The organism is Streptomyces sp. NPDC055025 (genome assembly GCF_053608565.1).
In genome coordinates, this window is sequence record NZ_JBSGVS010000065.1 from 26,642 (window position 1) to 52,171 (window position 25,530).

The 25,530-nt window shown below is 70.9% G+C and carries 23 protein-coding genes; 14 read left to right on the plus strand and 9 right to left on the minus strand.

Going from position 1 to position 25,530, the window contains the following annotated elements; all coding sequences use genetic code 11:
* Positions 1-58: 58 nt before the first annotated feature.
* The 6 genes from ACWGDX_RS31615 to ACWGDX_RS31640 form a co-directional block, all read right to left on the minus strand.
* The gene (locus tag ACWGDX_RS31615; RefSeq protein WP_453631123.1) at positions 59-2,497 is read right to left on the minus strand and encodes an ROK family protein; all 2,439 of its coding nucleotides are present in this window, start codon (positions 2,495-2,497) and stop codon (positions 59-61) included.
* Positions 2,487-5,801 (minus strand): alpha-mannosidase, encoded by a 3,315-nt coding sequence (locus ACWGDX_RS31620; protein ID WP_453631124.1) that lies wholly within the window; start codon positions 5,799-5,801, stop codon positions 2,487-2,489. Before ACWGDX_RS31620 ends, ACWGDX_RS31615 begins: the two co-directional genes overlap by 11 nt.
* A gap of 188 nt (positions 5,802-5,989) precedes the next feature.
* Positions 5,990-7,069 carry a Gfo/Idh/MocA family protein gene (locus ACWGDX_RS31625; RefSeq protein ID WP_453631126.1) on the minus strand — a complete coding sequence of 360 codons (1,080 nt, stop codon included), beginning with the start codon at positions 7,067-7,069 and terminating at the stop codon, positions 5,990-5,992.
* Positions 7,054-7,722, minus strand: a complete 669-nt coding sequence (locus ACWGDX_RS31630) for a ThuA domain-containing protein (RefSeq protein WP_453631128.1) — start codon at positions 7,720-7,722, stop codon at positions 7,054-7,056. Before ACWGDX_RS31630 ends, ACWGDX_RS31625 begins: the two co-directional genes overlap by 16 nt.
* The gene (locus tag ACWGDX_RS31635; protein ID WP_453631130.1) at positions 7,719-9,011 is read right to left on the minus strand and encodes an enolase C-terminal domain-like protein; all 1,293 of its coding nucleotides are present in this window, start codon (positions 9,009-9,011) and stop codon (positions 7,719-7,721) included. The genes ACWGDX_RS31630 and ACWGDX_RS31635 overlap by 4 nt, the downstream gene beginning before the upstream one ends.
* A 112-nt stretch (positions 9,012-9,123) precedes the next feature.
* A complete protein-coding gene (locus ACWGDX_RS31640) occupies positions 9,124-9,909 on the minus strand; it encodes an IclR family transcriptional regulator (RefSeq protein ID WP_363083049.1) in 786 nt (261 codons plus the stop codon).
* A 158-nt stretch (positions 9,910-10,067) separates the two neighbouring features.
* Between ACWGDX_RS31640 and ACWGDX_RS31645 the strand changes: the two genes are divergently transcribed.
* The 5 genes from ACWGDX_RS31645 to ACWGDX_RS31665 all read left to right on the plus strand — a co-directional run bounded on the left by ACWGDX_RS31645 (position 10,068) and on the right by ACWGDX_RS31665 (position 14,853).
* Positions 10,068-11,456 (plus strand): ABC transporter substrate-binding protein, encoded by a 1,389-nt coding sequence (locus ACWGDX_RS31645; protein WP_453631132.1) that lies wholly within the window; start codon positions 10,068-10,070, stop codon positions 11,454-11,456.
* A complete protein-coding gene (locus ACWGDX_RS31650; RefSeq protein WP_453631134.1) occupies positions 11,453-12,412 on the plus strand; it encodes a carbohydrate ABC transporter permease in 960 nt (319 codons plus the stop codon). The genes ACWGDX_RS31645 and ACWGDX_RS31650 overlap by 4 nt, the downstream gene beginning before the upstream one ends.
* Before the next feature lie 16 nt (positions 12,413-12,428).
* Positions 12,429-13,307, plus strand: a complete 879-nt coding sequence (locus tag ACWGDX_RS31655) for a carbohydrate ABC transporter permease (RefSeq protein WP_453631136.1) — start codon at positions 12,429-12,431, stop codon at positions 13,305-13,307.
* Positions 13,307-14,149: an NAD-dependent epimerase/dehydratase family protein gene (locus ACWGDX_RS31660; RefSeq protein WP_453631138.1), complete on the plus strand. Its 843-nt coding sequence runs from the start codon at positions 13,307-13,309 to the stop codon at positions 14,147-14,149. Before ACWGDX_RS31655 ends, ACWGDX_RS31660 begins: the two co-directional genes overlap by 1 nt.
* A gap of 152 nt (positions 14,150-14,301) precedes the next feature.
* Positions 14,302-14,853 (plus strand): GNAT family N-acetyltransferase, encoded by a 552-nt coding sequence (locus tag ACWGDX_RS31665; RefSeq protein ID WP_453631140.1) that lies wholly within the window; start codon positions 14,302-14,304, stop codon positions 14,851-14,853.
* A gap of 62 nt (positions 14,854-14,915) precedes the next feature.
* On the opposite strand, the gene ACWGDX_RS31670 is transcribed toward ACWGDX_RS31665, so the two are convergent.
* Positions 14,916-15,599: a glycerophosphodiester phosphodiesterase gene (locus tag ACWGDX_RS31670; RefSeq protein WP_453631142.1), complete on the minus strand. Its 684-nt coding sequence runs from the start codon at positions 15,597-15,599 to the stop codon at positions 14,916-14,918.
* 308 nt (positions 15,600-15,907) lie between these two features.
* Between ACWGDX_RS31670 and ACWGDX_RS31675 the strand changes: the two genes are divergently transcribed.
* The 5 genes from ACWGDX_RS31675 to ACWGDX_RS31695 all read left to right on the plus strand — a co-directional run bounded on the left by ACWGDX_RS31675 (position 15,908) and on the right by ACWGDX_RS31695 (position 20,654).
* Positions 15,908-17,311: a DUF6421 family protein gene (locus ACWGDX_RS31675; protein WP_453631144.1), complete on the plus strand. Its 1,404-nt coding sequence runs from the start codon at positions 15,908-15,910 to the stop codon at positions 17,309-17,311.
* A gap of 26 nt (positions 17,312-17,337) precedes the next feature.
* Entirely contained in the window at positions 17,338-18,102 is a 765-nt protein-coding gene (locus ACWGDX_RS31680; protein WP_363083978.1) for an SDR family NAD(P)-dependent oxidoreductase, read from the plus strand.
* Entirely contained in the window at positions 18,081-19,166 is a 1,086-nt protein-coding gene (locus tag ACWGDX_RS31685; RefSeq protein WP_453631145.1) for a threonine aldolase family protein, read from the plus strand. Before ACWGDX_RS31680 ends, ACWGDX_RS31685 begins: the two co-directional genes overlap by 22 nt.
* Before the next feature lie 83 nt (positions 19,167-19,249).
* Positions 19,250-19,849, plus strand: coding sequence for a transglutaminase-like domain-containing protein (locus ACWGDX_RS31690; RefSeq protein ID WP_453631146.1), 600 nt, complete (start codon positions 19,250-19,252; stop codon positions 19,847-19,849).
* 112 nt (positions 19,850-19,961) lie between these two features.
* Positions 19,962-20,654, plus strand: a complete 693-nt coding sequence (locus tag ACWGDX_RS31695) for a B3/B4 domain-containing protein (RefSeq protein WP_453631148.1) — start codon at positions 19,962-19,964, stop codon at positions 20,652-20,654.
* Between the two features lie 131 nt (positions 20,655-20,785).
* On the opposite strand, the gene ACWGDX_RS31700 is transcribed toward ACWGDX_RS31695, so the two are convergent.
* Both ACWGDX_RS31700 and ACWGDX_RS31705 read right to left on the minus strand, forming a co-directional pair.
* Positions 20,786-21,514 carry a lysophospholipid acyltransferase family protein gene (locus tag ACWGDX_RS31700; protein ID WP_453631150.1) on the minus strand — a complete coding sequence of 243 codons (729 nt, stop codon included), beginning with the start codon at positions 21,512-21,514 and terminating at the stop codon, positions 20,786-20,788.
* A gap of 142 nt (positions 21,515-21,656) precedes the next feature.
* Complete coding sequence (locus tag ACWGDX_RS31705) at positions 21,657-22,073, minus strand: DUF4395 domain-containing protein (protein WP_453631152.1); 417 nt, start codon at positions 22,071-22,073, stop codon at positions 21,657-21,659.
* A 196-nt stretch (positions 22,074-22,269) separates the two neighbouring features.
* Between ACWGDX_RS31705 and ACWGDX_RS31710 the strand changes: the two genes are divergently transcribed.
* From ACWGDX_RS31710 to ACWGDX_RS31725, 4 genes are all read left to right on the plus strand, one after another.
* Positions 22,270-22,683 carry a TlpA family protein disulfide reductase gene (locus ACWGDX_RS31710; protein ID WP_453631153.1) on the plus strand — a complete coding sequence of 138 codons (414 nt, stop codon included), beginning with the start codon at positions 22,270-22,272 and terminating at the stop codon, positions 22,681-22,683.
* A gap of 177 nt (positions 22,684-22,860) precedes the next feature.
* On the plus strand, positions 22,861-23,367 hold the full coding sequence (locus tag ACWGDX_RS31715; protein WP_453631155.1) for a flavin reductase family protein: 507 nt from the start codon (positions 22,861-22,863) through the stop codon (positions 23,365-23,367).
* Between the two features lie 247 nt (positions 23,368-23,614).
* On the plus strand, positions 23,615-24,409 hold the full coding sequence (locus tag ACWGDX_RS31720; protein WP_453631157.1) for an electron transfer flavoprotein subunit beta/FixA family protein: 795 nt from the start codon (positions 23,615-23,617) through the stop codon (positions 24,407-24,409).
* Between the two features lie 81 nt (positions 24,410-24,490).
* Complete coding sequence (locus tag ACWGDX_RS31725) at positions 24,491-25,453, plus strand: electron transfer flavoprotein subunit alpha/FixB family protein (protein ID WP_453631158.1); 963 nt, start codon at positions 24,491-24,493, stop codon at positions 25,451-25,453.
* Positions 25,454-25,530 lie beyond the last annotated feature (77 nt).

Sequence of the window (25,530 nt, forward strand, 5' to 3'; positions counted from 1 at the left end):
GGATCCCCGGCGGCCCGCACCTTCATATCCGCCGTCCCTCTGGCGCCTCATGGGGAGTTCAGCCTGTCGGCAGATGCCGTGCCCGGCCCTCCCGCCCCCGCAGTCTCGGGGTGAACGTCGCGTGGAAGATGGTCGAGGCGGCCCCCACCGCCGCCGCCTCCGCGCTGAGCACGGACGGTTCGACCTCGACCCGCCGCAGCCTTCTGGCCGTCGGGAACTCGTTGACCGTACGGGTGATCTCGTCCAGATAGAACCCGGCGACGTCCTCGGTGAAGAAGGGACCGCCGAGGACGATCAGATCGATGTCCAGCAGATCGACCAGCCCCAGCGCCCCTCGGCCCACCGCCTGCGCCACCTCCCGTACGGCCGCCGAGGCCGCCGGATCACCCGCGGCCGCGGCCTCGCCCACCGCCAGATACGCCGCGGTGCTCCCGGACGCGGTGCTCCCGGACGCGGTGCTTCCGGACGTGCCGCTCCCGGACACGCCGCCCCTCGAAGTGGTGCTCACCGAAGTGGTGCTCCCCGGCACGGCCGTTGTTACGGGCCGCATTCCGCCCCGTACGGCCAGCTCGGGCACCGACACCGGCGGATTGCACTCGGGGAGGATCTCCGGACGGCCGTCCTTGTCCACGCGTCCCAGCGCGATCGCGCAGAGCTGGCCGAACTCCCCGGCGTTGGCGCTGATCCCGCGGTAGATGTCGCCGTTGAGATAGAGCCCGGTGCCCACCCCCGTACCGAGATAGAGATACGCGAAGTCCCTGGCCCGGCGGTCACGGCCGATCCACCGTTCCCCGGCGGCGGCAGCGGTGGAGTCCTTCTCCATCAGGACAGGACACGGGAAATGGTCCTTCAGCAGATACAGCAGGGGAAGATCGCCCCAGGCCGACATCAGCGGCGGCCCCAGCACCGTGCCCGACGCGATGTCGACCGGTCCCGGCACGGCGACCCCGATACCGAGGAAGCCGTCCTCCCGTACCGACCCGCGCGCCTCCGTCAGCGTCTCGCGGCCCAGCGCGGCCACCCGCTCCACGAACTCCGCCGGATCGATGTCCGCGGTGACGGGCCGGGTACGTGTGCAGACGATCGCCCCGTCGAGATCGATCACGACGGCGGTGAGCACCTCCGGGTCGATATGGATGCCGAGCGCGTGCGCCGCCGTACCGCAGAGCCGTACCGGTGTACGGGGCTTGCCCGAGGTGGCACGGCGCTGGGCGTCCTCGATCAGGATGCCCCGGTCCAGCAGCGAGCGCGCGATCCGGGAGACCGACTGCTGGGTCAGCCCGGTGCGGTGCGCGATCTCGCCCCGGGTGATGGTGCCGGAGAGCCGTACCGTCTCGATGACCACGCACTCGTTGAACGAGCCCAGATCGATCTGGTTGACCCCGCTCCAGGACTGGTTCCGGGCCGTGGCGCCGACCGCCTGGTCGGCGCCGAGATGCCCGGCCACGTTCTCGCGCAGCCAGCGCACCGCGGCGCACGGCCGGTCGGAGCGCGCCGTCGCGTAGCGCTCCAGTTCGGCGGCGAGATCGAGATAGACCCGGCGCGAGGACTCGGGATGGCTGGTGCTGTCGAGCGCGATCATGGCCCGCAGAAAGGTGCGCCAGGTGGACCGTGCCGGAATGTGATGGTGCGTCACTCCGCCCTCGTGCGGGGGAGTCATGGGGAGAGGCACGGTGGTGTCGGGGCCGTCCCCGGAGTCCCAGAGCGTGATCGCGTGCAGACCCAGGTCCGGATGGCTGCGGCTCGCCTCGGCCAGATACTCCGGCAGACCGCGATCCGCCGACCGGCCCCGCGCTGTCCCCGTCCCCGCTCCTCCCGTAACCGGCCCCTGCCCTGCCGCCGCACCCTGCCCCGGGCCCGCCGGTGTCCCGGCTCCGCGCTCCTTCGCCGCCGTCAGCGCGGCCTCCAGCGCCCGGTCGAGACCGGTGAGCACCTCCGTACCGATCACCGTCCCCGCGGCGGCCGGCCGGGCGGACCCCGGCCGGGTGCCCGCGAGAAGCACGGCGCGCAGCGGGTCCACATAGAGCCCCATCAGCCAGACGGGCGCGCCGGGCAGCGGTGGTCTCGTCGGTACGGACGGGGCCCGCGCCTCGTCGGGGCCCAGCCGCCAGCGCCGCCGGATCCCGGCGACCGTGGCATGGGAGAGCCCCAACTCCCGTGCCACCGCGCGGGAGGCGCCGCTGCCGCCGGGCGCCAGCAGCGTACGGGTGACGACCTCGGCCTCGTCGACCGTGGCGGGTCTGCCGGTGCGCGGCCGGTGTTCGAGTCCGTCGAGACCCGCGCTCGTCCAGCGCTGGCGCCAACTGCCCACGGTCTGCCGGGACACCCCGAGCCGGCGGGAGATCTCGGCGTCCCGCAGTCCGTCGGCGGCGAGCAGCACCACGCTCGCGCGGGTGGAGAGCGGGCCGCCCTCCTCGGCCCAGCGGCGCAGGACGGCCCGGTGCTCCGGGGGCAGAGAGCCGACCGGGCCGTCGTCATGGAGGGCCTCAGCGGGCATCGCTGCCCCCGGCCCCGTGATCCCCGCTCCCGCTGCCGCTCCCGGCTCCGCGAACCTCGTTCCCGGCTCCGCGAACCGCGCTCCCGGCCCGCGGACCGTGCTCCCCGCGTACCAGCCGCAGGGTGAGGATCTGGAACGGCCGCAGCGCCAGCGCGACCGTGCCGTTCTCGTGCGGACGCTCGGCGAGCGTCTCCTCCAGCAGGTCGGTCTCCCGTACGGCGGCGACCGGGAAGCCCGCTCTGAGCGCCGTACGGGCCCGGCCGCCGCGCGACTCGTAGAGCCGTACGACCACGTCCCCCGAGCGGTCGTCGGCCAGCTTCACCGCCTCCACGACGACATCGGGATGGTCCACGGAAACCAGCGGCGAGAGGGCGGATCCGGCGGGTCCGGCGGGTCCGGCCGCCCCCGGGCGCAGCGGCAGCGCCAGGGCGTACCCCTCGCTGATCGCGTCGCCGATGTCCGCGCCCGGCCGCAGGGAGTGCCGGAAGCGCTGCGGCCCCCGGTCCGCGTGCGGATCGGGGCTGTGCGCGGCGCGCAGCAGGGAGAGCCGTACGGTCGTGGTGGTGCCCGCGTCGGCACGGGTGTGGCGCGAGACGTCGTATCCGTACGAGGAGTCACCGGCCAGCGCCACGCCCCAGCCGTGTTCGCCCACATGGATCCAGCGGTGCGCCCACAGTTCCGAACGGGCCGCGTCGCGCCCGGAGTTCTCATGCGTGGGGCGCTCGGCATGGCCGAACTGGATCTCGCCCGTGCTCTGTTCGGCGTGCACGTCCAGCGGCCAGACGGCCTTGAGGACCGTGTCCCGCTCGCGCCAGTCGATCTCCGTGTCCACGGTCAGGGCGCGGCTGCCCGCCGTCAGGGACAGCACCTGCTCGATCGTGGATCTGCCGGTGCTCCTCACGACCCGTACGGAGGCCAGCAGCGGGCCGCGCGCGGTCACGTCGACCTCGCACGCGCGGTCGAGATCGCGGCCGGATCCCCGGTGGTGGGGGTCCAGGTTCCAGGCGCTGCCGTGCGCCGGGTCGTCGCGGTGCAGCCGCAGCAGGTTGCCCGCCGCTCCCGGCGCGATGGCGTCCCGGCCGGTGGTCAGATCGAGCGCGGAGCGTACGAGCCCCTCGGCGTCGAGCCGGATCCGCAGCAGCCCGTTCTCCAGCAGCACTCCGCCGCCGTCCACCGGCCGTACGGTCACCGGCTGTACGGTCACCGGCGCGACATCGGAGGGTGCCCCGCCTTCCGGACCCCCGTCGGACCGGCCCCCGTCGGACCGACGCCCGTCAGCGGGAGCCCCGTCGGACGGAATCCGGACGACCGGGCCCCGGCCGAGCGCGGGCGCCTGCGCCAGGACCGCGATCCGGCCGTCGGCGAGCCGCTGACCGCCCTCGGCGGGGTGGCCCCCGTCCAGGACGACCACCTCGCGGCGCGGTCGCGGCCCCGCGTTGAAGACGGCGGTGCCCGCGTCGTCGGGTGTCCCCACGGCCCGGCGGATGAGCTGATCGAGAGCGCGGTGGATCTCGCGGTGGCTCCGCTCGGCCTCCTGGTGCACCCAGGCGATCGAGGTGCCCGGCAGGATGTCATGGCTCTGGTGGAGCAGGACCTTCTTCCAGAGCGCTTCCAGCTCGTCGTACGGATACGGGATGCCGTCCCGCACCGCGGCCGTCGCCGACCACAGCTCGGCCTCACGCAGCAGCGATTCGGCGCGGCGGTTGCCGCGCTTGGTGCGCGCCTGGCTGGTGTACGTACCGACCCGGGCGCCGGCGCACAGCTCACCGCGCCAGACCGGGGCGTCGGAGCACTCGTCGAGGGCGTCCCGGAAGAAGTGCGCCGGATGCTGGATCCCGACCCTCGGTGAGCCTTCCAGATCTGCCAGCCGTCGGGCGCGCTCCAGCGTCTCGCGCGTGGGCCCGCCGCCGTCCGGGTGGCCGAAGGGCAGCAGGGAGCGGACGCCCGCGCCCGCGCCGGTGTTCGCGGCGTACGCGGTGAACTCGGAGACGGCGTCCGCCAGTTCCCCGCCGGTGAGGGCGGAGCCCCGGTCGGCGGCGGGCGGGACATGGCTGAAGAGCCGGGTGCCGTCGAGGCCCTCCCACCAGAAGGTGGGGCGGGGCAGATCGCGCGCGCCGTCCGGGGCGGGCCGCCGGCCCAGGAACCAGCGGGCCCCGGCGAGCGTGGCCAACTGCGGGAAGGCGGCACTCATCCCGAACGAGCCGGGCAGCCAGACGCCGTCGGAGTCGGTGCCCAGCTCCTCGCGGTAGAAGCGGCGGCCGTATACGAACTGCCGGACCAGCGACTCTCCGCCGGGCAGGGTGCCGTCGGGCTCCACCCACATCCCGCCGACCGGCGCCCAGTTGCCGTCGGCGACGGCTTTGCGCACCCGTTCGAAGACATGCGGGTGGTGGTCCTTCATCCAGGCGTACCGCTGGGCCGAGGAGGCCGCGAAGGTCAGCTCGGGATACTCGTCGGCGAGCGCGGTCACCGTGCTGAAGGCGCGGGCGGTGTGCCGTACGGCCTCGCGCATCGGCCACAGCCGGGCGGAGTCCGCCGGGGTGTGGCCGACGGCGGCGACGGTGTGCGCCGACTCGTGCGCGCGGCGGGCCAGTACGGGGGAGAGGATCTCCCGCGCGGTCCCGGCGGTCCCGGCGACATCGCGTGGATCGACGGCGTCCACGGCCTGTTCCAGGGCGCGCAGGATCTCGTATCTGCGGGGCAGCTCCACCGGGAGCGCGTGCATCAGCCCGTCGAGGACATCGATGTCATGGATGAGATGCCAGATGTTCTCGTCACGCACGGCGAGATCGGCGCGGAGCAGCCGGTGGAGCGGCTCGTCCCCGGCGGTGACCGGATCGCCGTACAGCGACCCGGCGCCGGACTCGGCGTCGATCGGCGGATTGGCGGCGGCCTCCACGAGCAGCCCGACCTGCTCACCGCCGCTCGCCGCCGCCGAGACGGCCAGGGACCGGTTGAGCGGGTGCAGCCCCTGGAGCGGGGTGCCGTGGGTGTCATGGACGAGTCCCTCGGCATGGCTGTCGAAGCCGAGGTCGAAGACCGCCTCCACCCGCCGGCCGGCCCAGCGCTCGGGGACGGTGGCGCGGACCTTGAACCAGGTGGTGGACCAGGGACCGCCCCACAGGTCACCGACGGCGAAGGGCGTGTAATCGGCCCGGAGGGCCACATCGACAGGAACCGGCTCACCGGGAATGTGCCAGGCACCGACCTCCATCGGAAGTCGCGCGGTGTAGAGCGCGGGACGCAGACGGGCGGCGAGGAAATGGGCTATCCGCTCTTCTCCGGACTTCCTGCGGTCATGCATGGGCGGCCCTTCCTGTCCAGCCAGTAACCGCCATGTAAAACCAAGAGTGTTATCAAGTCAACGCCTTTCCCCATCCCTTCTTGTTCCAGGTGATGAGGGCCCGTGAAGTGTTTGTCAGGTAACTAATCATCCGAATGGTGAAGACCTCGGAAAGAAAGTGAAATGACATTCTCCCCATAGCCCGGGAACTATCGGCTCACCGGCTCCGGCCTGGCACAACTGCTCTCCACCGGCAGGCTTCTGTCCTCCCGCGCCGAGGCGAGCAGCGTCAGCATGATGTCGAGGACATGGCGCGACAGCTCGGCAGACGCCCGGTGCGGACGCCCGGCGGCGAGCGCCTCGGCCAGATCGGCGAGTCCCGTACCGCGCCCGGCCCCGGTGTATCCGGCCGACACCGGAAGCGTCTCCCACTCACCGCCGTCCGCGTGCACGTCCACGGGCCCGTCGAAACCGTTCGGATCGGGCACCGACAGCGAGCCCGCGGTGCCGTGCACCTCGATCCTCGGCAGTCGCGCGGCATGGATGTCGAAACTCATCACCAGCGTGGTGAGCGCTCCGCCCGCGTGACGCAGTACGCCGGTGACATGGGTGGCCACCTCGACGGCGAACCGTTCGCCCGCCCGGGGGCCGCTGCCGATCTCCCGCTCGGCGCGGGGCCGCGACGCGGCGCCGGTGACCTGGACGACCGGTCCCAGCAGATGGACCAGGGCGGAGAGGTAGTACGGACCCATGTCGAGCAGCGGGCCGCCGCCCGGCCGGTAGTAGAACTCCGGGTCCGGGTGCCAGCGTTCATGTCCCGGGGTGGTCATGAAGGCCGTCGCCGCGACCGGGGTGCCGATCAGCCCGTCGTCGACCGCCTTGCGCGCGGTCTGGACGCCCGTGCCGAGAACGGTGTCCGGGGCGCAGCCGACCCGCAGCCCGGCGGCCCCGGCCGCGGCCAGTACGGCGTCCGCCTCCGCGCGGGTGGCGGCCAGCGGCTTCTCCCCGTACACATGCCTGCCCGCGGCGAGCGCCGCGAGGGCCACCTCGGCATGGGCCGCGGGGATCGTGAGGTTCAGTACGGCGTCGACATCGGGGCGTGCCACCAGCTCGGCCACCGAGCCGCTGACCGCGACCCCGGGCACCCGGGCGGCCACCGCGCCGGCGCGGCCGGGGTCGAGATCCGTGACAGCCGTGAGCGTGACGCCGTCCAGCCGTTCCAGTGTGTCCAGATAGGCCCCGCTGATCTTGCCCGCGCCGACCATGCCGATCCTCAGCGGCTCGCCCACAGCAGCCCCCTCTCGGTGAGTGTCCGTACCTCGGGCACGTCGAAGTCGTCCGGCTTGTGGCCGATGGCCGACACGAAGACCCGTCCCGCCCCCCAGTGCCTCGTCCAGACGGCGGGCATGGTGACCGGCCGTGCCCGCTCCTCGTCCGCCGTGAACTCCGTGGTCGCCAGGACATCGATCAACGGGTCGGTGGCCAGCCAGTACTTCTCCGTATGGACCCGGAAGTCGCTGAGTCCGGCGATCACCGGATGGCCGGAGTGCTCCTCGGCGAGGGTGACCGTGTGGTCGGAGAAGCCGGGCGGGTGCATCAGGAACTGACCGCCGGTGAGGAGCTGATAGCCGACATCGCCGCGGAAGGAGTCGACGATCCCGCCGTGCCAGCCGGCCAGTCCGGTGCCCGCGCGGACCGCCGCGGCGAGCCCGGCGCTCTGTTCCCGCGTCAGCTCGCCCGACGTCCAGCACTGGACCACCAGATCGGTGGCGTCGAGGAGTTCGGCGTCCGCGTAGACGCCGAGGGTGTCGGAGATCCGGATGTCGAATCCGCGTGCGCGCAGGAAGGGCAGGAACAGCTCGGTGATCGCCACCGGCTGGTGTCCCTCCCAGCCGCCACGGACGACCAGGGCCCTTCGGTTGCCGGAGGTCTCGGAGGTCACGGTCGTTGCACACTCCCATCGGTGTTGCGCAGCAGGGCCCAGCGGTCGTGCTCCAGCGGCTCGGGCACGGGGTGGCGGCGGGCGGCGCTCTCGTCGAAGTCGACACCGTGGCCGGGTGTCTCATGGGGGACGAGCCCCCCGTCGTGGGCCGTGATGGTGCCGGGGAACACCTCGGCGACCGCCGGCCGGAACTCGGCCGCCTCCTGGACCCCGAAGGCATGGCTGCTGATGTCCAGCGCGAGGGTGGCGGCCTGGGCGACGGGGCTGACATCGGCGGGCCCGTGCGGGGCTAGCCGTACCCCACGCAGCTCGCAGAGCGCCGCCAGTTTGCGGACCGGGGTCAGCCCGCCCAGGGTCGGGATCCGCACCCGGGCGAAGTCGATGACCGGCACGGGCCCTTCGAGCAGCGGCAGGAACTGGCCCACGTCGCTGAAGAGTTCACCGACCGCGAGCGGTACGGAGGAGGCCGCGCGCATCCCCGCGAAGTGCGCCGCGTCCTCCGGGGCGAGCAGATCCTCGACGAAGTAGAGCCCGGCCCCCTCGACCCGGCGCAGGAACTCCCGTGCCTGGCGGGGATCGAGCCGCTCATGCACATCGTGGAGCAGCTCCGTCCCGTCGCCGACCCGTTCCCGTACCCCGGTGAGGATGCCCGGCACGGTCCGTACATACGCGGCGGAGTCCCAGGGCACCGCGCGCCGGCGCAGCGCCGACGCGTCGGCCGGACCGCCGGCCTTCGTGCCGTAGGTGTCCGAACCGGGGACCGCCGCCTGGACCCGGACATGCCGGTAGCCGCGCTCCCGCGCGGCCACCACCTTCTCCGCGAGCTCGGCGGCGTCGGCCCCGTCGACATGGGTGTAGGCGTCGGCGCGGGTACGGACCCGTCCGCCGAACAGCGAGTACAGCGGGACTCCGAGCCGCTTGGCCTTGAGGTCCCAGAGGGCGACATCGATACCGCCCAGGGCGTTGCCGGTGATCGAACCGCCCCGCCAGTAGGCGCTGTTGAGCATCAGCCGGTGGAGGTCCTCGATGTCGTCGGGATCGCGCCCGGTGAGCAGCGGCGCGAGATAGGCGTCGAGCACGGACCGTACGGCGAGGGTGCGCTGCGGATCGCTGGCGCACCCCAGGCCGTACAGCCCCGGTTCGGTGGTCTCGACACGGACGATGAGGTGGGGACAGCCGTGCGGGGCGGTCAGGAAGGTGCGTACGGCCGTGATGCGGACCTTGGCGCCGCGTTCCTCGACCCAGGGGGCGGGAGCGAGAAGATCGGAGCGGGCATCAGGCTGAGCCATGCGAACTCCAGCGTACAGATAGCAGGATGATGTACCGCTACTCGAACGTAGGGAGGTCGACTTTCATTTGTCAACGACTCTACCAAATATCGTGCGGAGGCTTCGGCGGTCCTCAGTGCTGTCCGAGGCGCTTGAGCAGGGTCCCCAGCGAGTGGGCCGCCTCGGTGACCGCGCGGGCGACTTCCTCGGCGCGGGCGTCGTCCATCCGGCTCTTGGGCGCCGAGCAGCTGATCGCGTCGCCGCCGCCGTGGCCGGTGCCGAGCGCCACGGCCACGCACCGTATGTCGGGCGAGTTCTCGCCGTCGTCCATCGCCCAGCCGCGCAGCCGTGCCTCCGAGAGCTGGGACAGCAGCGACTCGGGATCGGTCACGGTGTCCGGAGTGAGCCGTTCCAGCGGCCAGTTGAGCCGCATCCGCACCTCGGCCGCGTCGTACTGGGAGAGCATCGCCTTGCCCAGCGCGGTGGCGTGCGCGGGCAGTCTGCGGCCCACCGCCGAATACATCCGCAGCGCGTGCCGCGACTCGCGTTTGGCCAGGTAGACCACGTCCGTACCGTCGAGTCTGCCCAGATGGACCGACTCGCCGGTCTCCTCGGCGAGCGCGTCGAGCACCGGTCCCGCGAGGCTCGCCACATCGTCGCCCTCCAGATAGGCCGTGCCCGTCAGCAGGGCTTTGAGACCGAGGCTGTAGCGGGTGCCCGACGCGTCGAGATCCACCCAGTGGCGTGCCTCCATCGTGCGGAGGATCGCGTGCAGACTGCTCTTGGGCACGGCCATGGCACCGGCCATCTCCGCGAGCGAGAGCCGGGCGCCCTCCGCCCCGAGTAGTTCGAGCACCTCAAGCACCCGAGCGGCGGACTTGACCTCTTCGGGCTTGCGCCCGCGCGCTGCTGCTGCCACCGATTCCACGGAACCTCCGCTTCTCGCACCGGCGCCCCTCGGCGATCCGGTCAGCACGAAATCTCGACGTGCGTCTTGACGCTATATCACCTCGACCATAAGTTCAGTCACTCCAACGTCATTCGGCCTTCTGAACGGTTGATCCTTAGGTAGGGGCGATGCGCATACCATTTTCGCGGAATGTCCGGCTCACGGTGGTCGCCGCGGCGACCGCGCTCTCACTGACCACCCTCGCCGCCTGCGGCGGATCGTCCGACTCCGGCGGGGACTCCGCCTCGCTGGAGATGTGGACCTTCAAGCAGTCCCATGTGGGCGCGCTGCGCAACGCGGCGGCCGAGTTCGAGAAGCAGACCGGCATCTCGGTCGAGATCGAGGCGTACACCCCCGACGACGCGTACACCACCAAGGTGCAGAGCGCGGCGAAGACCGGCGATCTGCCGGATGTGCTCGAAGTCCACTCCGACGGCGAGGACCGGGTCTTCGGCGCGGCGGGCATCGTCGCCGACCTCAAGGACGACTTCAAGGGCGAGTGGGCCGGCCGTATCCAGCAGGCCGTACAGGAGTCCGGACTCGTCACCGCACAGCGCTTCAAGGACTCGCAGCCCGAGACCGCCAGGGACCACGGCATCGAGGAGGGCGCCCGCTACAGCGTGCCGCTCACCGTGGGCACCTTCGGCATCGTCTACGCCAACAAGAAGATGCTGGCCGAGGCGGGCATCACCGAGCCCCCCGCCGACTGGGCCGGGTTCCTGGCCGCGCTCAAGGCGACCACCGCCAAGAACCCCACCACCGGCGGTCTCGCCCTCGGCCTCAAGGTCCAGGCCACCGGGCTGACCTGGGTCCTCCAGCCGCTCGCCTTCAGCCAGCTCGGACAGCAGGGGTACGAGGCGCTCTTCGGCCAGGACGAGAGCGCGGACTTCGCCTCGCCCAACGGGATCAAGGTGCTGAGCCTGTACGACCAGCTCACGCCCTACTGGATGCCGGGCACCCAGAGCCTCACCATCGACGAGGCCGACCAGGCCTTCGCCCAGGGCAAGGCGGCCTTTGACGTCGGAGGCACCTTCACCCTCGCCTTCCTCCAGCAGAACGGGATGAGCCCCGACGACGTGTTCGCGTTCGGACTGCCCGCCCTGAAGGACGGCGCCGTACCGGACCGTGCGCTCGGCCCGCTCGCGCTCACCGGTCTGAGCGTCAGCGCGACCAGCGACCAGCCCGGGAACGCCAAGAAGTGGATGGAGTTCCTCTCCACCCAGAAGGCCGCCGCCAAGTTCGCCACGGACGCCTCCGACGTACCGGCCACCGAACTCGGCGCGGACTCCGCCACCGTGCTCGGCCCGGCGCTCGCCGCCATGGTCGACAGCTTCAAGGGCACCCCGCAGAACACCTACGACCCGAACCGCGGCAACGAGTTCCGCGCGCCGGGCTACGAGCAGGACGACGCCGGCGCGATCCTCGCCGATCTCACCCCGCTCAAGCAGCGGTCCGTCGAGGAGACGGCCCGCAAACTCCGTGAGCTCAACGCCTCCTACTGGGCGGCGGCACGGTGACAACCGTTCCCGGCGCGGTGACGAAGGCGCCGGCGGCAGGGGGTACGCGCCGCCGGCGCCCGCGTTCGTACGAGGCGCTCACCGGGTATCTGTTCGTCGCCCCGGCCGTGGTCCTGTTCTGTGTCATGGGCCTGTACACCGTCGGATACGGCTTCGCGCTCAGCTTCGCCACCTGGAACGGGTTCACCCCGGACTGGAAGTGGGTCGGCTTCGACAACTACGCCGATCTGCTCTGGCGCAGCCCCGTCTACGCGCCCCGGGTGCGGCACGCGGCGGCCAACACGCTCTGGGTCATGATCGCCTCACCGGCCCTGACCGTCGCGGTCTCCTTTCCGCTGGCCGTACTGCTCAACCGGATCAAGCGGTTCCGGTCGGTGCTGCGTTCGGTGTACTTCCTGCCCTATGTCACCAGCGGAGTCGCGGTCTTCTTCGCCTGGCAGTACATCCTCCAGCCGGACGGCGCCATCAACGTCCTGCTCGGCAGCCTGGGGCTGGGCTCCCTCCAGCAGCCGCAGGGCTGGCTCGGCAACCCGTCCACCGCCCTGCCCACCATGATCGTGGTGACGGTGTGGGGACAGGTCCCGGTCGCGATGCTGCTCTATCTCACCGGACTCCAGGGCATCGACCGCAGTGTGCTGGAGGCCGCGGAGCTGGACGGCGCGGGCTGGTGGCGTACCAACGCCTCGGTGGTGTGGCCCCTGGTGCGGCCCATCACCGCCGTGGTGGTGCTGCTCAATCTGCGGGAGTCGCTCCAGGGCTTCCAGACCTTCCTGGTGATGACGAACGGCGGCCCGGGGGACCACACCAATGTGCTGGGGCTGGAGGCCTACCGCCTCGCGTTCCTGAAGAACCTCCTCCCCACCCTGGGGCTCGCCAGCGCGCTCGGCTGGATCCTCTTCGCCGCCGCGCTGGTACTCGCCCTGATCAATCTGCGCGCGCTGCGGAGCAGAACATGACATCGCGGAGCACGACATGACATCGATACCCCTCAAGGCGCGTACCGGCCCGCCCGGCGAACGCGCCGCCCGCAGCCGCCGGCTGATCGCCCGCACCGTCGTCGGCGTTCTGCTCGCGCTGTACGGACTCGTCAGCGTCTACCCGTTCCTGTGGATGGTGTCGGCGGCCTTCAAGGACCAGATCGAGGTCGTACGCGGCGGACATCTCATCCCGGACAACCCGACGCTCGACACCCTCGTCGACACCTGGAACAAGCTGCACTTCTTCGACTTCTTCCTGAACAGCCTGCTGGTGACGGGCTATACGGTGGTCCTGACACTGGTGATCTACGCGGCGGCCGGCTACGCCTTCGCCGTACTGCGCTTCCCCGGCCGGGGCGCCCTCCAGAAGCTCTTCGTGGCACTGCTGTTCGTCCCCGGGATCACGGTGATGCTGCCGATCGTGCTGCTGGAGAACAAGATGGGCATCCTCGGCACGCACTTCGGACTGGTGCTGCCCTTCGTCAACGGCGGTGCCCCATTGTCGATCCTGCTGATGACCGGAGCCTTCACGGCCGTACCGGGCGAGCTGCGCGACTCGGCGCGTGTCGACGGCGCGAGCGAGCTGCGTATCTTCACCGGTGTCTATCTGCCGCTGGCCAGGCCCGCCCTGATCACGGTGGCGCTGCTGACGGCGATCCCGACCTGGAACGAGTTCCTGCTCACCCGGGTCTCGCTCAACGATCCGTCCACCTACACCCTGCCGCTGGGTCTCCAGACGCTCTCGGCGGAGAACGTGCCGCACTACAACAATCTGATGGCGGGCGCGCTCATCGTGGTCATTCCGGTGATCCTGCTCTTCCTCAGTCTTCAGCGGTACTTCGTCAACGGACTGGTCGGGGCGGTGAAGGGCTGATGCGGGTACTGGTCACCGGGGCGGCCGGCCATATCGGACGGTTCGTGCTCGACGATCTGCTGGCCCGGGGCCACCAGGTCGTCGCCACCGATCTGCTCCCGGTGGACGAGCCACGCGCCGAGTCCGTCCACACCGGGGATCTGCGCGATCCCGATCTGGTGCGCAAGGCGATGGACGGAGCCGAGGCCGTCGTCCATCTCGGCGCGATCCCGCATCCCAACGTGGACGACGCGAGCGATCTCTTCGCCACCAACTGTCTGACCGCGCACCGGGTGCTGGACGAGGCGGGGCGCGGCGGTGTCCGCCGGGTGGTGGCCGCCTCCAGCATGGCGGCCGTCGGACTCGCCTGGTCGCCGGTGCCGCAGTCGCCTCGCTACGTCCCCCTGGACGAGGAGCATCCGACGCTCGTCCAGGACCCCTACGGACTGTCGAAGATCGTTCTGGAGGAGACGGCCCGCTCCGTCCACCGGCGATACGGGACCGACATCGTCTGTCTGCGGCTGCCCTTCACCGGGACCGGGGAACGGCTGATGAGCCAGCTCGACGCCGTACGGACCGATCCCGCGGCGCACCGGATGGATCTGTGGGGCTGGCTGGACACCCGGGACGCGGCCGAGGCGGTCCGGCGCGCGGTGGAGATCCGGCTGTCCGGCTGCCATGTGGTCAATGTGGCCGCGCGCGAGACCAGCTCACCGCTGCCGACCGCGGAGCTGATGACGCGCTACCACCCGGGGGTGCCCGTCTTCGACGAGCTGGCGGGCCATGAGTCGCTGTTCGACACCGAGGCCTGCGCCCGGCTGCTCGGGTTCGTACCGCGGTACGGCCGCCCGCGCTCCGGATGAGCGAGGCCGGGTGAGCGCGGCCGGGGGACCGGGTCCCTTCCCACCGCCCGGGTGCGTCCGTCCGGGGCCGGGTTAGGCTGCGAGCGTTTCTTCAGGATGTCTCGTACCGACACGACACGACACCGCACGACCGGATACGGAGAACGCGCACCATGGACACCGCCTCGCGCCCCACCGGCGAACTCACCTACCGGGACGCCACCGCGGCCGACACCGGGGCGCTCGTCGCCCTGATCGAGTCGGCCTACCGGGGGGACAGCAGCCGCCAGGGATGGACCACCGAGGCGGACATCCTGGAGGGCCGGCGGACCGATCCGCGGGGCGTGCTGGAGGTGATCGAGGCGCCGGGCAGCCGGCTGCTCGCGGTCGAGCGCGACGGTGAGCTGGTCGCCTGCTGCCAGCTCGAACACCGGGGCGAGGCCGCCTACTTCGGGATGTTCGCGGTATCGCCCGGCGCGCAGGGCGGGGGGCTCGGCCGACGGGTCATCACCGAGGCGGAGCGCCTGGCGCACGAGACCTGGGGCGTCCGCGAGATGCATATGACCGTGATCACGGTCCGCGAGGAACTAATCGCCTGGTACGAGCGGCGCGGCTACCGCCGTACGGGAAAGCTCTTCCCGTTCCCGTACGGCGACGAGCGCTTCGGTATCCCGCAGCGCGACGATCTCGCGTTCGAGCTGCTGGTCAAGCCCCTGGCCGGATGACCCGCGCGGCCCGCCCGTGACCCAGACGCACGATCCAGGCGCCGGGGCTCAGGCGCCGGGGCTCAGGCCGTGAACCGGCCGGTCCGCCGGATCTCCGGCAGATCGGTGGTCACCGCGTCCAGTCCGAAGGCCCGCGCCAGCCGTAGCTGATCCTGGGTGTTCACCACCCAGCCGATCACCCGCAGCCCCCGGTCGTGCGCGCGCTCCACGATCTCCAGGGTCAGTCTGCGGATGTTCAGGGCCAGCGAGGCGGCGCCCACCGCCTCGGCCCGGTCCACCACGTCCGCGCCCCAGCGGCTCGCGATCAGCACCGTCCGTACCCCCGGCACCAGGGCCGCGATCTCGGCGACCGCCGCGTCATGGAACGACGACACCTCGACGCGCCCGGTCAGCCCGCGCCGGTGGATCACCTCGGCCAGCGCCCTCGCCGCGGCCACATCCTTGATCTCGGCCTGGATCGGCGACCGTACGGCGTCCAGGACCTCCTCGAAGACCGGGATCCGCTCGCCGTCGCCCGCGTCCAGCTCCCGCAGCTCGGCGAGGGTCCGCTCGGCGATGGCGCCCGTGCCGTCGGTCGTACGGTCCACCTCGGTGTCATGCATCACGACGAGCGCGCCGTCCTTGCTCAGATGCAGATCCAGCTCGATGGCGTCCATACCGGCGCGCTCGGCGTGTACGAAGGAACGCAGGGTGTTCTCGGGTGCGACACCCATCACTCCACGATGACCGATGGTCTGGAAAGTCAAGGTTCGTCTCGCTTCCGTCGACTGCGGCTCCAGGCCGTGTCTTGACAGTGCCGACACGGCCTGGCGCACTCTAACGGCCGGTCGGCGGATGGGAACCCGTTGTGCGGCGGCGAGCCGCCCCCGGGGAGCGGTGGCTCGTCGAGGCGCCGTGCCGCACGATGGAAGTGTGTGTCCTACCTCATTACGGCAGGAAAAACGGCGGTGACCATGGGGGGTCCGCAGGATAATTTCTCACGACCGTCCTTGTACAGCGGAACAAGGGGCCTATACGGTGTCTTTACGCCAAGATCTCGTGTGGAGGAAGTGACATGACGGAAATTCTTGCGCAGGACGCCGCGTCCGGCACAAGCCGTGCTGTCGGTGCTGCCCGGGTGGTCGAGCACCCGGCCTGGACACAGCTCAAGAATGCCGTCGAGGAGATCCGCCCCTGGCAGTCCGAGGACGGCTCGGTCGACTTCGACGCCGAGGGCGCCCCGGCGCGCCAGCTCGTGGAGGCGACGCTCGACCGGGTGACCTCCGCCGTCGAACAGCTCTCCCCGCTGCTGCCGCACGACGCCGCGTACCACCGGGCGCTCGTCGCCGACCTCCGCAAATGGGCCGACAGCGCCTTCGACGTCCCCGACTTCCTGGACTCGCTGCTCGCCTTCCAGCCCGCGGCCGACCGGCGGGACGGCCTCCAGCATCTCGCCGTCTTTCCCATGTACACGCAGAACGGCAATCCCGACCGCAATCTCGAAGCGGTCGTGCTGCGTATGGTCTGGCCCGAGTGGCTGGCCGAGCTGGAGCGCACGCGCTACGACAATCCGCTCTTCTGCGGGATCACCTTCGAGGACTTCACCGCCGGGTACGACACCAACTCCGCGGTGTTCTTCCCGGAGACCATCGCCGTGCGCGAGGCTCCCGAGCGGTTCACCTGGGGCGGGATCTTCTGCGACCGCGAGGCCGCCCGCTTCCGCCGGGTCACCGAGGCCGCCGTGGACACCCTCGGGGTCGGACTCCCCGACGACATCCGCGAGATGGTCGGCGACCAGGACCGCTGCCAGCAGGCCTTCGTGCTCTGGGACATGATCCACGACCGCACCCACAGCCATGGCGACCTCCCCTTCGACCCGTTCATGATCAAGCAGCGCCAGCCGTTCTGGATGTACGGACTGGAGGAGCTGCGCTGCGACCTCACCGCGTTCCGTGAGGCCGTACGGCTGGAGGCCGACGGGGTCGCGCAGGGCCGCGACGTGCAGTACGCCGTGCTCTTCGACCGGATGTTCCGCTTCCCGGTCACCGGCGCGCGGGTGCGGAACTACGACGGCCTCGGCGGCCAGTTGCTCTTCGCCTATCTCCACCGGCACGATGTGCTGCGCTGGACCGACAACACCCTGCGGATCGACTGGGACCGCGCCCCCGCCGTCACCAACCAGCTCTGCGCGGAGATCGAGGACCTCTACCGGGCCGGTATCGACCGTCCCAAGCTGGTCCACTGGTTCGCGGCGTACGACCTCGTCTCGGAGTATCTCTCCCCGCACCCCGGCTCCCGCTGGGCCAAGGGTCCCGACGCCCTCGATCTGTCGCAGCCGCCCCGTAAGCTCGTCGACGACGTGCTGCCGGACGAGTTTCCGCTCAGCATGTTCTACGAGGCGCTTGCCAAGAAGCTCAAGAACGTGATCGCCTCCACCAAGGGGATCACCGCCACGAGCAGCGAGCGGGTGGCCGCGTGACCCATCGGCCGCGGGAGGCGACGGGCATGGACGGGAACGGCGGTACGGGCGGCGGCGCGCTGGAGGGCGCGGTCGTCGCGGTCGCGGGAGCGGCGGGTCCGGCGGGGCGTGCCGCCCTGCTGCGGCTGGCCGAGGCGGGTGCCGTCGTCGTGGCCGCCGACGCGGACCCGGCACGGCTGGCGGAAGCCGTCGACGCCGCCCGCTACGCGCACGGCGGAGCCACGGTCACCGGTGACACGGTCGATCTGCTCGACCTCGACGCCACCCGGGCCTGGGCGGACAAGACCGAGAAGGAGTTCGGCCGGGTCGACGGACTGGTCCATCTCGTGGGCGGCTGGCGCGGCAGCGCCTCCTTCCCCGAGACCGACCTCGCCGACTGGGAGGTGCTGGAGAAGCTGCTGATCCGTACGGTCCAGCACACCTCGCTCGCCTTCCACGACGGTCTGCTGCGCGGCGACCGCGGCCGGTTCCTGCTGATCAGCGCCGCGGGCGCGAGCAGGCCCACCGCGGGCAACGCCGCCTACGCCGCGGCCAAGGCCGCCGCCGAGGCCTGGACGCTGGCGCTCGCCGACGCCTTCCGCAAGGCGGGGGGCGAGGAGGGGCCACGAGCGGCGGCTGCCATCCTGGTGATCAAGGCGCTGGTGCACGACGCGCTGCGCGCCGAGCGCCCGAACGCCAAATTCGCGGGCTTCACGGATGTCACGGTGCTGGCCGAGGCCATTGCCGCGGTCTGGGAGCGGCCCGCCAGGGAAGTGAATGGAAAGCGACTGTGGCTGACTCCCGAGCCGTGAGCCGTACGACGGACGCGCGCCGGCACCACGATCCGGCGGTGCGCGGCTTCGCCAGTGACAACTACGCGGGAGGCCACCCCGAGATCCTCGCCGCGCTCGCCGTCGCCAACGGAGGCCATCAGGTCTCCTACGGCGACGACGACTACACCGATCATCTCCAGCGGATCATGCACAGCCACTTCGGGCAGAGCGCGGAGGCCTTTCCGGTCTTCAACGGCACCGGCGCCAATGTCGTGGCGCTCCAGGCCCTCACCGACCGCTGGGGCGCGGTGATCTGCGCCGAGTCGGCGCACATCAACGTCGACGAGTGCGGTGCGCCCGAACGGGTCGGCGGCCTCAAGCTGCTGACCGTACCCACGCCGGACGGCAAGCTCACCCCCGAGCTGATCGACCGGCAGGCATGGGGCTGGGAGGACGAGCACCGGGCCATGCCCCAGGTCGTGTCGATCACCCAGAACACCGAGCTGGGCACGGTCTACACCCCCGACGAGATCCGGGCCATCTGCGCGCACGCGCACGAGCGGGGTATGAAGGTGCATCTCGACGGCGCGCGCATAGCCAACGCGGCGGCGTCCCTGGACGTACCGATGCGCACCTTCACCAATGCCGTCGGCGTGGACGTCCTCTCCTACGGCGGGACGAAGAACGGCATGCTCTTCGGTGAGGCCGTGGTCGTCCTGAACCCGGACGCCGTAAGGGCGATGAAGCATCTGCGCAAGCTGTCGATGCAGCTCGCGTCCAAGATGCGGTTCGTATCGGTGCAGTTGGAGGCGCTGCTCGCGGGCGATCTGTGGCTCCGCAACGCCCGGCACAGCAATGCGATGGCCCAGCGGCTCGCGGAGGGCGTGCGCGCGGTGGACGGCGTGGAGATCCTCCATCCCGTCCAGGCCAACGCGGTGTTCGCCCGGCTGCCGCACGAGGTGAGCGTGCGGCTCCAGCGCCGCTTCCGGTTCTACTTCTGGGACGAGAGGGCCGGGGACGTCCGCTGGATGTGCGCCTTCGACACGACCGAGGAGGACGTCGACGCGTTCGTGCAGGCGCTGAAGGAGGAGATGGCCGCGTGACGGGCGGCCTCTGAATTGCATGAGTATGTGGTCGACCGGAAAATCATTGGATCCGGTCGACCGCTCGGTCTAAGGTCGCCGCTATGCGCCTCATCCAGCGGAATCCCGAACTCTCCGCCTACCTGGCCGCCGACGAGACCATCGACCATGAGCACGAGCTGATACGGGAGACCGCGGCCCGTCTCCGTTCGGCGCATACGGACGCATACTCATACGCCAAGGCGGCCTATGAATTCGTCCGCGACACCATCCCGCACTCGTACGACGCGGACGATCCGCGCGTCACCTGGCGTGCCTCGGACGTCCTCGGGCGGCGCACCGGTATCTGCTACGCCAAGGCGCACGCCCTGACCGCGCTGCTGCGGGCGGAGTCCATCCCGGCCGCCCTCTGCTACCAGCGGCTCGCCGCCGACGACGGAACGGATCCCGTGCTGCACGGTCTGGTCGCGGTCAGGCTGCCGGGGCGGGACCGCTGGGCCCGGCAGGATCCGCGCGGCAACAAGCCCGGTATCGACGCCCAGTTCTCCCTGGAGCGCGAGCGGCTGGCCTGGACCGTACGACCCGAGTGCAATGAGATGGACTATCCAGTACTCTACGATGCACCGCATCCGGTCGTTCTGAGCGCGTTGCGAGCCGCCCCCGACCGGTCGCACCTCTGGCGGACGCTTCCCACCGCGCTGTGACAGCGACGCCGAGCGGTCCACTCCCAGCCGTCCACTCAGCCGTCCACTCCGAGACGATTACTCCGCCGGCCACCCCGCCGTCCACTCCGGAAATCCTGAGGCACCACGGATCATGACCCTGACGCTCACCGTGTCGGACGAGGTACGCACCCTCGCGCCCGGCTTCACCCATCTCGCCGTCGAGGCCCATGGCCTGGTGAACGGCCCCAGCACCGAAGGCAGTTCGGCACTGCTGGACGACGCGGCCCGGCGGCTCGCCGACCGGCTGGGGGGACGTGCCCCGCACGAGGACCCGCGTCTGGCCGCCTGGCGCGAGACGTACACCGCCTTCGGGGCGAAGCCGTCCCGTACCCGCAACTCCGCGGAGGCCCTGGCCAAGCGTGCCCTGTCCGACTCCGGGCTGCCGCGGATCAATCTGCTCGTCGATCTCTACAACGCCGTGAGCGTCGCCCATCTCATCCCCGTGGGCGGCGAGGACACCGACCGTATCGCCGGGGGTATGCGGCTCGTACGGGCCACGGGCGACGAGCCGTTCGCGACCGTCGCGGGCGGTGAACCGGCGGTGGAGTACCCCGAGCCCGGCGAGGTCGTCTGGTGCGACGACGAAGGCGTCACCTGCCGCCGCTGGAACTGGCGCCAGGGCGTCCGCACCCGGCTCACCGAGGAATCGGTGAACGCGGTCTTCCTGCTGGAGCGCCTCGCGCCCATGACCCTCGGGGAACTCGACACGGCCGGCGCGGAACTCGCCGAGTCACTGGAGAAACTGAGCCCCGGCGCACGCGTCACGGTCCATCCGGCGGTCTGAGGGGCCGGCCCGCCGGCCGACCTGGGCCGGGCGTGACGGACGCGTGGCCCGTCCGTCGTACGGCTTCCGCCGCGCCTGGCGCGGCGGTTCCGTTCCGTGCCGTCGGCAGTGACGTTTCGGCCGGGGCCCGCTCAGCTCGTTTCCAGCTCGCGGGCCTCGGCCGGGGTCGGTGCCGTACCGCCCAGATGCGTCGGCACCCACCAGGTGTCGTTCGCGTCCCTGGGGCGCACCGGATACGCGCGCTGCGCCGCCTCCAGCAGTTCCTGCACCCGCTCGCGCAGCCGCCGGGTGATCGCGCCCGCGTACTGGTCCGCCGCGGCCTCCACCTGCTCGCCGATCCGGATCGTCACCGGGATGTGGCTGCGCCTGAAGTTGCGCGGACGGCCCTTGGTCCACAGCCGCTGGGTGCCCCACAGCGCCATCGGGATCAGCGGTACGCCGGCCTCCTGCGCCAGCCGTGCCGCACCCGACTTGAAGCTCTTCAGCGTGAACGACTGCGAGATGGTCGCCTCGGGGAAGACCCCGACGATCTCGCCCGAGCGCAGTGAGTCCAGCGCGTGGGCGTACGCCTGCTCGCCCTGCTTGCGGTCGACCGGGATGTGCTTCATCCCGCGCATCAGGGGGCCCGAGACCTTGTGCCGGAAGACCGACTCCTTGGCCATGAAGCGCACCAGACGCTTCTGGGGCAGCGCGGCCAGTCCGGTGAAGATGAAGTCCAGATAGCTGATGTGGTTACTGACGAGCACGGCGCCGCCGGTGCGCGGGATGTGCTCCGAACCCTGCGTGTCGATCTTCAGGTCCAGCGCCTTGAACATCGTGCGGGCGGCGCCGATGACCGGTCGATAGACGAGCTCTGCCATCTGGTGGGGACCCTTCTGTTCCGGGGAGGGGTCTCCCGGCGGAAGTTACGCAGCCGTAGGTTTTCGGCATTGCGCCGATGGTGCCCCATACAGGGCCCCGTGGCCAGTCCTGGTCTGCGCGCGGGGCGAGATTCTCGTCACGTCAGCGCAGCCCGGGGCCGACCCGCCGTACCAGCAGATACATCTCGCACCCCAGGCAGTAGCCGAACGCCGCGTTGAGGAAGGCGGCGGCGAGCGCGCAGCCGGTGGCCGCCAGCCCGAGCCAGAGCGGCCCCCAGAGATAACCGGCCAGTCCCACCAGGGAGAAGAGCAGTCCGACCGCCTGGGCGAACCGCGGCGGCTCGGGCGACTCGAACTCCACGGGCGGTCCGATCCGCGGCCGTACGGCCGTACGGAACAGCCAGCCGTACGGTGAACGCCCTACGCCGCCCACCGCGCCCACCGCGAAGCAGAGCGTCTGCCAGGCGAGCAGCGCGCCACTGCCGGTGATCAATACCGCGGCGAGTACGAGGGTGGTGACGGCCGCTCCGAAACGCGGCCCTCTGATGTCGATGTCCATGGCGTCAGCATCTCCCGCCGTGGCCGCCGTGGGACCGCGGAATATTTTGCGGTTGTGTGAACGCTGCACCCAGGGACACCGGTGCGGCCCGGGTGCCATGCCTGCTCGGTGTCATGCCGGTGTGCGTCATGCGTGTGTGCCGGGAGTGTGCTGACGGGCGACGTTCAGGGCGGACAGGACGGACAGGACGGACGGTGTGATGGGACTGGTGGTGTGCGTGGCGGTGCTCGCCGCGGCGGGCGCCTTCGGACTGCTGCGCCGTCGCGTCGACGGGAGACTGAGGATGCGGGTGAAGGACGGCGAGAAGCGGCTCGGCGCGGCCGAGTTGGGCGCCGAACTGGGGGCGCGGGCCACGCTCGTCCAGTTCTCCAGCGCGTTCTGCCAGCCCTGCCGGGCGACCAGACGAACCCTCAGCGAGGTGGCGGGGATGGTCGACGGGGTCTCCCATGTCGAACTCGACGCCGAGGAGCGGCTGGAGCTCGTACGGGAACTGGGCATCCTCAAGACCCCCACGGTGCTGGTCCTCGACGCCGCGGGCCGCATCGTGAAGAGAGCGGCGGGACAGCCCCGCAAGGCCGATGTGATCGCCGCGCTGGGTGAGGCGGTGTGACCTACGCACTTGACTGCGCCCGCCACGCATCGTCACCCTGACGAGGTGCCCCAGGAACTCCTTCTCCACGGGCGGGTCCATGTCGACCTGGCCCGCAACGCGAGTGCGCGCTGTCCGGGCTGCTGAGCAGCCACGGACCCCGTACGTATCTCCCGCAGCCCGCAGAAGGACAATTCGATGACGGTGACCCCCGGTCTCGGCACTCCTCAGCTCGCCTCTCCCGAACTGCTCCGCTCCGTCTTCCGCCGGCACGCGGCGGGCGTCGCGGTGATCACGGCCCGGAGCGACCACCCGGTCGGATTCACCGCGACCTCGCTCAACTCCGCCGCCGCGGAGCCCCCGCTGGTCTCCTTCGGGGTGGGCACCTCGTCGTCGAGCTGGCCGGTCCTCGCCGAGGCCACCCATGTCGGCGTCCATATCCTCGGTGAGCATCAGCGCGAGCTGGCCGCCACCTTCGCGCGCAGCGGCGCGGACCGCTTCGCGCCGCCCACGGCCTGGCGTACCGGACCCGAGGGCGTTCCGGTGCTCGACGGCGTCCTGGCGTGGCTGGTCTGCCGGGTGGTCGCGCGTGTCCCCGCCGGGGACCACCGTCTGGTGATCGCGCAGGTGGTCGTCGGCGATCCCGCGGGGTCGGGCCGGCCGCTTCTCTACCATCAGGGCCGCTTCAACGCGCTGCGCGACTGAGGGCCGGGGCGCCTGCCGGAGCTTTCGCCCGCCACGGCCGCGCACCGCTTCCGCCGTGGTCGTCCTTCTGTCCGGGCGTTGGCAAGCTCACAGTTACAAGCGCTTGCTCAGGGGGAATCCTCTGACTGTACTGGCGAGTAATATTGTCTCCGGTGCGCCGGTCCCCCGACCGGAAACCGCCCCATAAGGCGCCTATGCTGCGTGCAACAAGGCAGCCCAGAAATGACGATGCAGTAGGAGAGCCGGCGTGAGCTTGAGGATCGTTGTCTGTGTGAAGTACGTGCCCGACGCCACCGGTGACCGGCATTTCGCCGACGACCTGACCGTCGACCGTGACGATGTGGACGGCCTGCTGTCGGAGCTGGACGAGTACGCGGTCGAGCAGGCACTGCGGATCGCGGACGACTACGACGGTGACGGCAACGCGGAGATCACCGTCCTGACCGTCGGCCCCGAGGACGCCAGGGACGCGCTGCGCAAGGCGCTCTCGATGGGGGCCGACAAGGCTGTCCATGTCGAGGACGATGATCTGCACGGTACCGATGTCGTCGGTACGTCGCTGGTGCTGGCGAAGGCCGTCGAGAAGACCGGCTACGACCTGGTGATCTGCGGTATGGCCTCCACGGACGGGACGATGGGCGTACTGCCCGCGGTCCTCGCCGAGCGGCTGGGTGTCCCGCAGGTCACGCTGCTCTCCGAGGTCTCCGTCGAGGACGGCACGGTGAAGGGCCGCCGTGACGGCGACACCGCGAGCGAGCTGCTGGAGGCGTCCCTGCCGGCGGTCGTCTCGGTCACCGACCAGTCGGGCGAGGCGCGTTACCCGTCCTTCAAGGGCATCATGGCCGCCAAGAAGAAGCCGGTGGAGTCCTGGGATCTGGAGGACCTGGAGATCGACGCCGACGAGGTCGGTCTCGCGGGTGCCTGGACCGCGGTCGATTCGGCGGCGGCGCGTCCGGCCCGTACGGCGGGCACGATCGTCAAGGACGAGGGCGAGGGCGGCAAGCGGCTCGCCGAGTTCCTCGCGAGCCAGAAGTTCATCTGAGGCTCGTGCGGAGCCCCGCACCCTCACGTTCGTTCCCCGTGCCCGCAGGCACGTTCCCCGTACTCGCAGGAGAGCAATCCCATGGCTGAAGTTCTCGTCTATGTCGACCACGTGGACGGTGCCGTCCGCAAGCCCACCCTCGAACTGCTGACCCTGGCCCGCCGTATCGGCGAGCCGGTCGCCGTTGCGCTGGGCGCGGGCGCCGGGGACACCGCGTCCGTGCTCGCCGAGCACGGTGCGGTCAAGGTCCTCACGCACGACGCCGCCGAGTACGCCGACTACCTGGTCGTGCCGAAGGTGGACGCGCTCCAGGCGGCCTACGACGCGGTGTCCCCGTCCGCGGTCCTCCTCCCGTCCTCCGCCGAGGCCAAGGAGATCGCCGCCCGTCTGGCGGTCCGTATCGGCTCCGGTCTCATCACCGACGCCGTCGACCTGGAGGCGGGTGAGCGGGGTCCGGTGGCCACGCAGTCGGTGTTCGCCGCCGCGTTCAGCACCAAGTCCCGTGTCTCCAAGGGCGTTCCGGTCATCACCGTGAAGCCCAACTCGGCTCCGGTCGAGGCCGCTCCGGCCGCGGGCACCGCCGAGGCGCTCTCCGTGACCTTCGGCGCGGGCTCCACCGGTACGAAGGTCGTCTCCCGCACCCCGCGTGAGTCGACGGGCCGTCCGGAGCTGACCGAGGCCGCGATCGTCGTCTCCGGTGGCCGTGGCGTCAACGGCGCGGAGAACTTCGCGATCATCGAGGCGCTCGCCGACTCCCTCGGCGCCGCCGTGGGCGCCTCGCGCGCCGCCGTCGACGCCGGCTGGTACCCGCACTCCAACCAGGTCGGCCAGACCGGCAAGAGCGTTTCCCCGCAGCTCTACATCGCCTCCGGGATCTCCGGTGCGATCCAGCACCGCGCCGGTATGCAGACGTCCAAGACGATCGTGGCCGTCAACAAGGACGCCGAGGCGCCGATCTTCGACCTGGTCGACTACGGCGTGGTCGGTGACCTCTTCGAGGTCGTCCCGCAGCTCACCGAAGAGGTCAAGAACCGCAAGGGCTGACGCGAGCGCCGACGCGAGGACCGCGTCACGACGCTGTGGTGCGTACGGTCCCGGGGCCGCGCGGTGCTCTTCACCGG

What these genes read in the sequence shown, in the direction of transcription:
- ACWGDX_RS31615 (WP_453631123.1), bottom strand. Translation starts at nt 2,497, where the DNA reads ATGCCCGCTGAGGCCCTCCATGACGACGGCCCGGTCGGCTCTCTGCCC.
- ACWGDX_RS31620 (WP_453631124.1), bottom strand. Translation starts at nt 5,801, where the DNA reads ATGCATGACCGCAGGAAGTCCGGAGAAGAGCGGATAGCCCATTTCCTC.
- ACWGDX_RS31635 (WP_453631130.1), bottom strand. Translation starts at nt 9,011, where the DNA reads ATGGCTCAGCCTGATGCCCGCTCCGATCTTCTCGCTCCCGCCCCCTGG.
- ACWGDX_RS31645 (WP_453631132.1), top strand. Translation starts at nt 10,068, where the DNA reads ATGCGCATACCATTTTCGCGGAATGTCCGGCTCACGGTGGTCGCCGCG.
- ACWGDX_RS31655 (WP_453631136.1), top strand. Translation starts at nt 12,429, where the DNA reads ATGACATCGATACCCCTCAAGGCGCGTACCGGCCCGCCCGGCGAACGC.
- ACWGDX_RS31660 (WP_453631138.1), top strand. Translation starts at nt 13,307, where the DNA reads ATGCGGGTACTGGTCACCGGGGCGGCCGGCCATATCGGACGGTTCGTG.
- ACWGDX_RS31665 (WP_453631140.1), top strand. Translation starts at nt 14,302, where the DNA reads ATGGACACCGCCTCGCGCCCCACCGGCGAACTCACCTACCGGGACGCC.
- ACWGDX_RS31675 (WP_453631144.1), top strand. Translation starts at nt 15,908, where the DNA reads ATGACGGAAATTCTTGCGCAGGACGCCGCGTCCGGCACAAGCCGTGCT.
- ACWGDX_RS31680 (WP_363083978.1), top strand. Translation starts at nt 17,338, where the DNA reads ATGGACGGGAACGGCGGTACGGGCGGCGGCGCGCTGGAGGGCGCGGTC.
- ACWGDX_RS31690 (WP_453631146.1), top strand. Translation starts at nt 19,250, where the DNA reads ATGCGCCTCATCCAGCGGAATCCCGAACTCTCCGCCTACCTGGCCGCC.
- ACWGDX_RS31695 (WP_453631148.1), top strand. Translation starts at nt 19,962, where the DNA reads ATGACCCTGACGCTCACCGTGTCGGACGAGGTACGCACCCTCGCGCCC.
- ACWGDX_RS31700 (WP_453631150.1), bottom strand. Translation starts at nt 21,514, where the DNA reads ATGGCAGAGCTCGTCTATCGACCGGTCATCGGCGCCGCCCGCACGATG.
- ACWGDX_RS31705 (WP_453631152.1), bottom strand. Translation starts at nt 22,073, where the DNA reads ATGGACATCGACATCAGAGGGCCGCGTTTCGGAGCGGCCGTCACCACC.
- ACWGDX_RS31715 (WP_453631155.1), top strand. Translation starts at nt 22,861, where the DNA reads ATGACGGTGACCCCCGGTCTCGGCACTCCTCAGCTCGCCTCTCCCGAA.
- ACWGDX_RS31725 (WP_453631158.1), top strand. Translation starts at nt 24,491, where the DNA reads ATGGCTGAAGTTCTCGTCTATGTCGACCACGTGGACGGTGCCGTCCGC.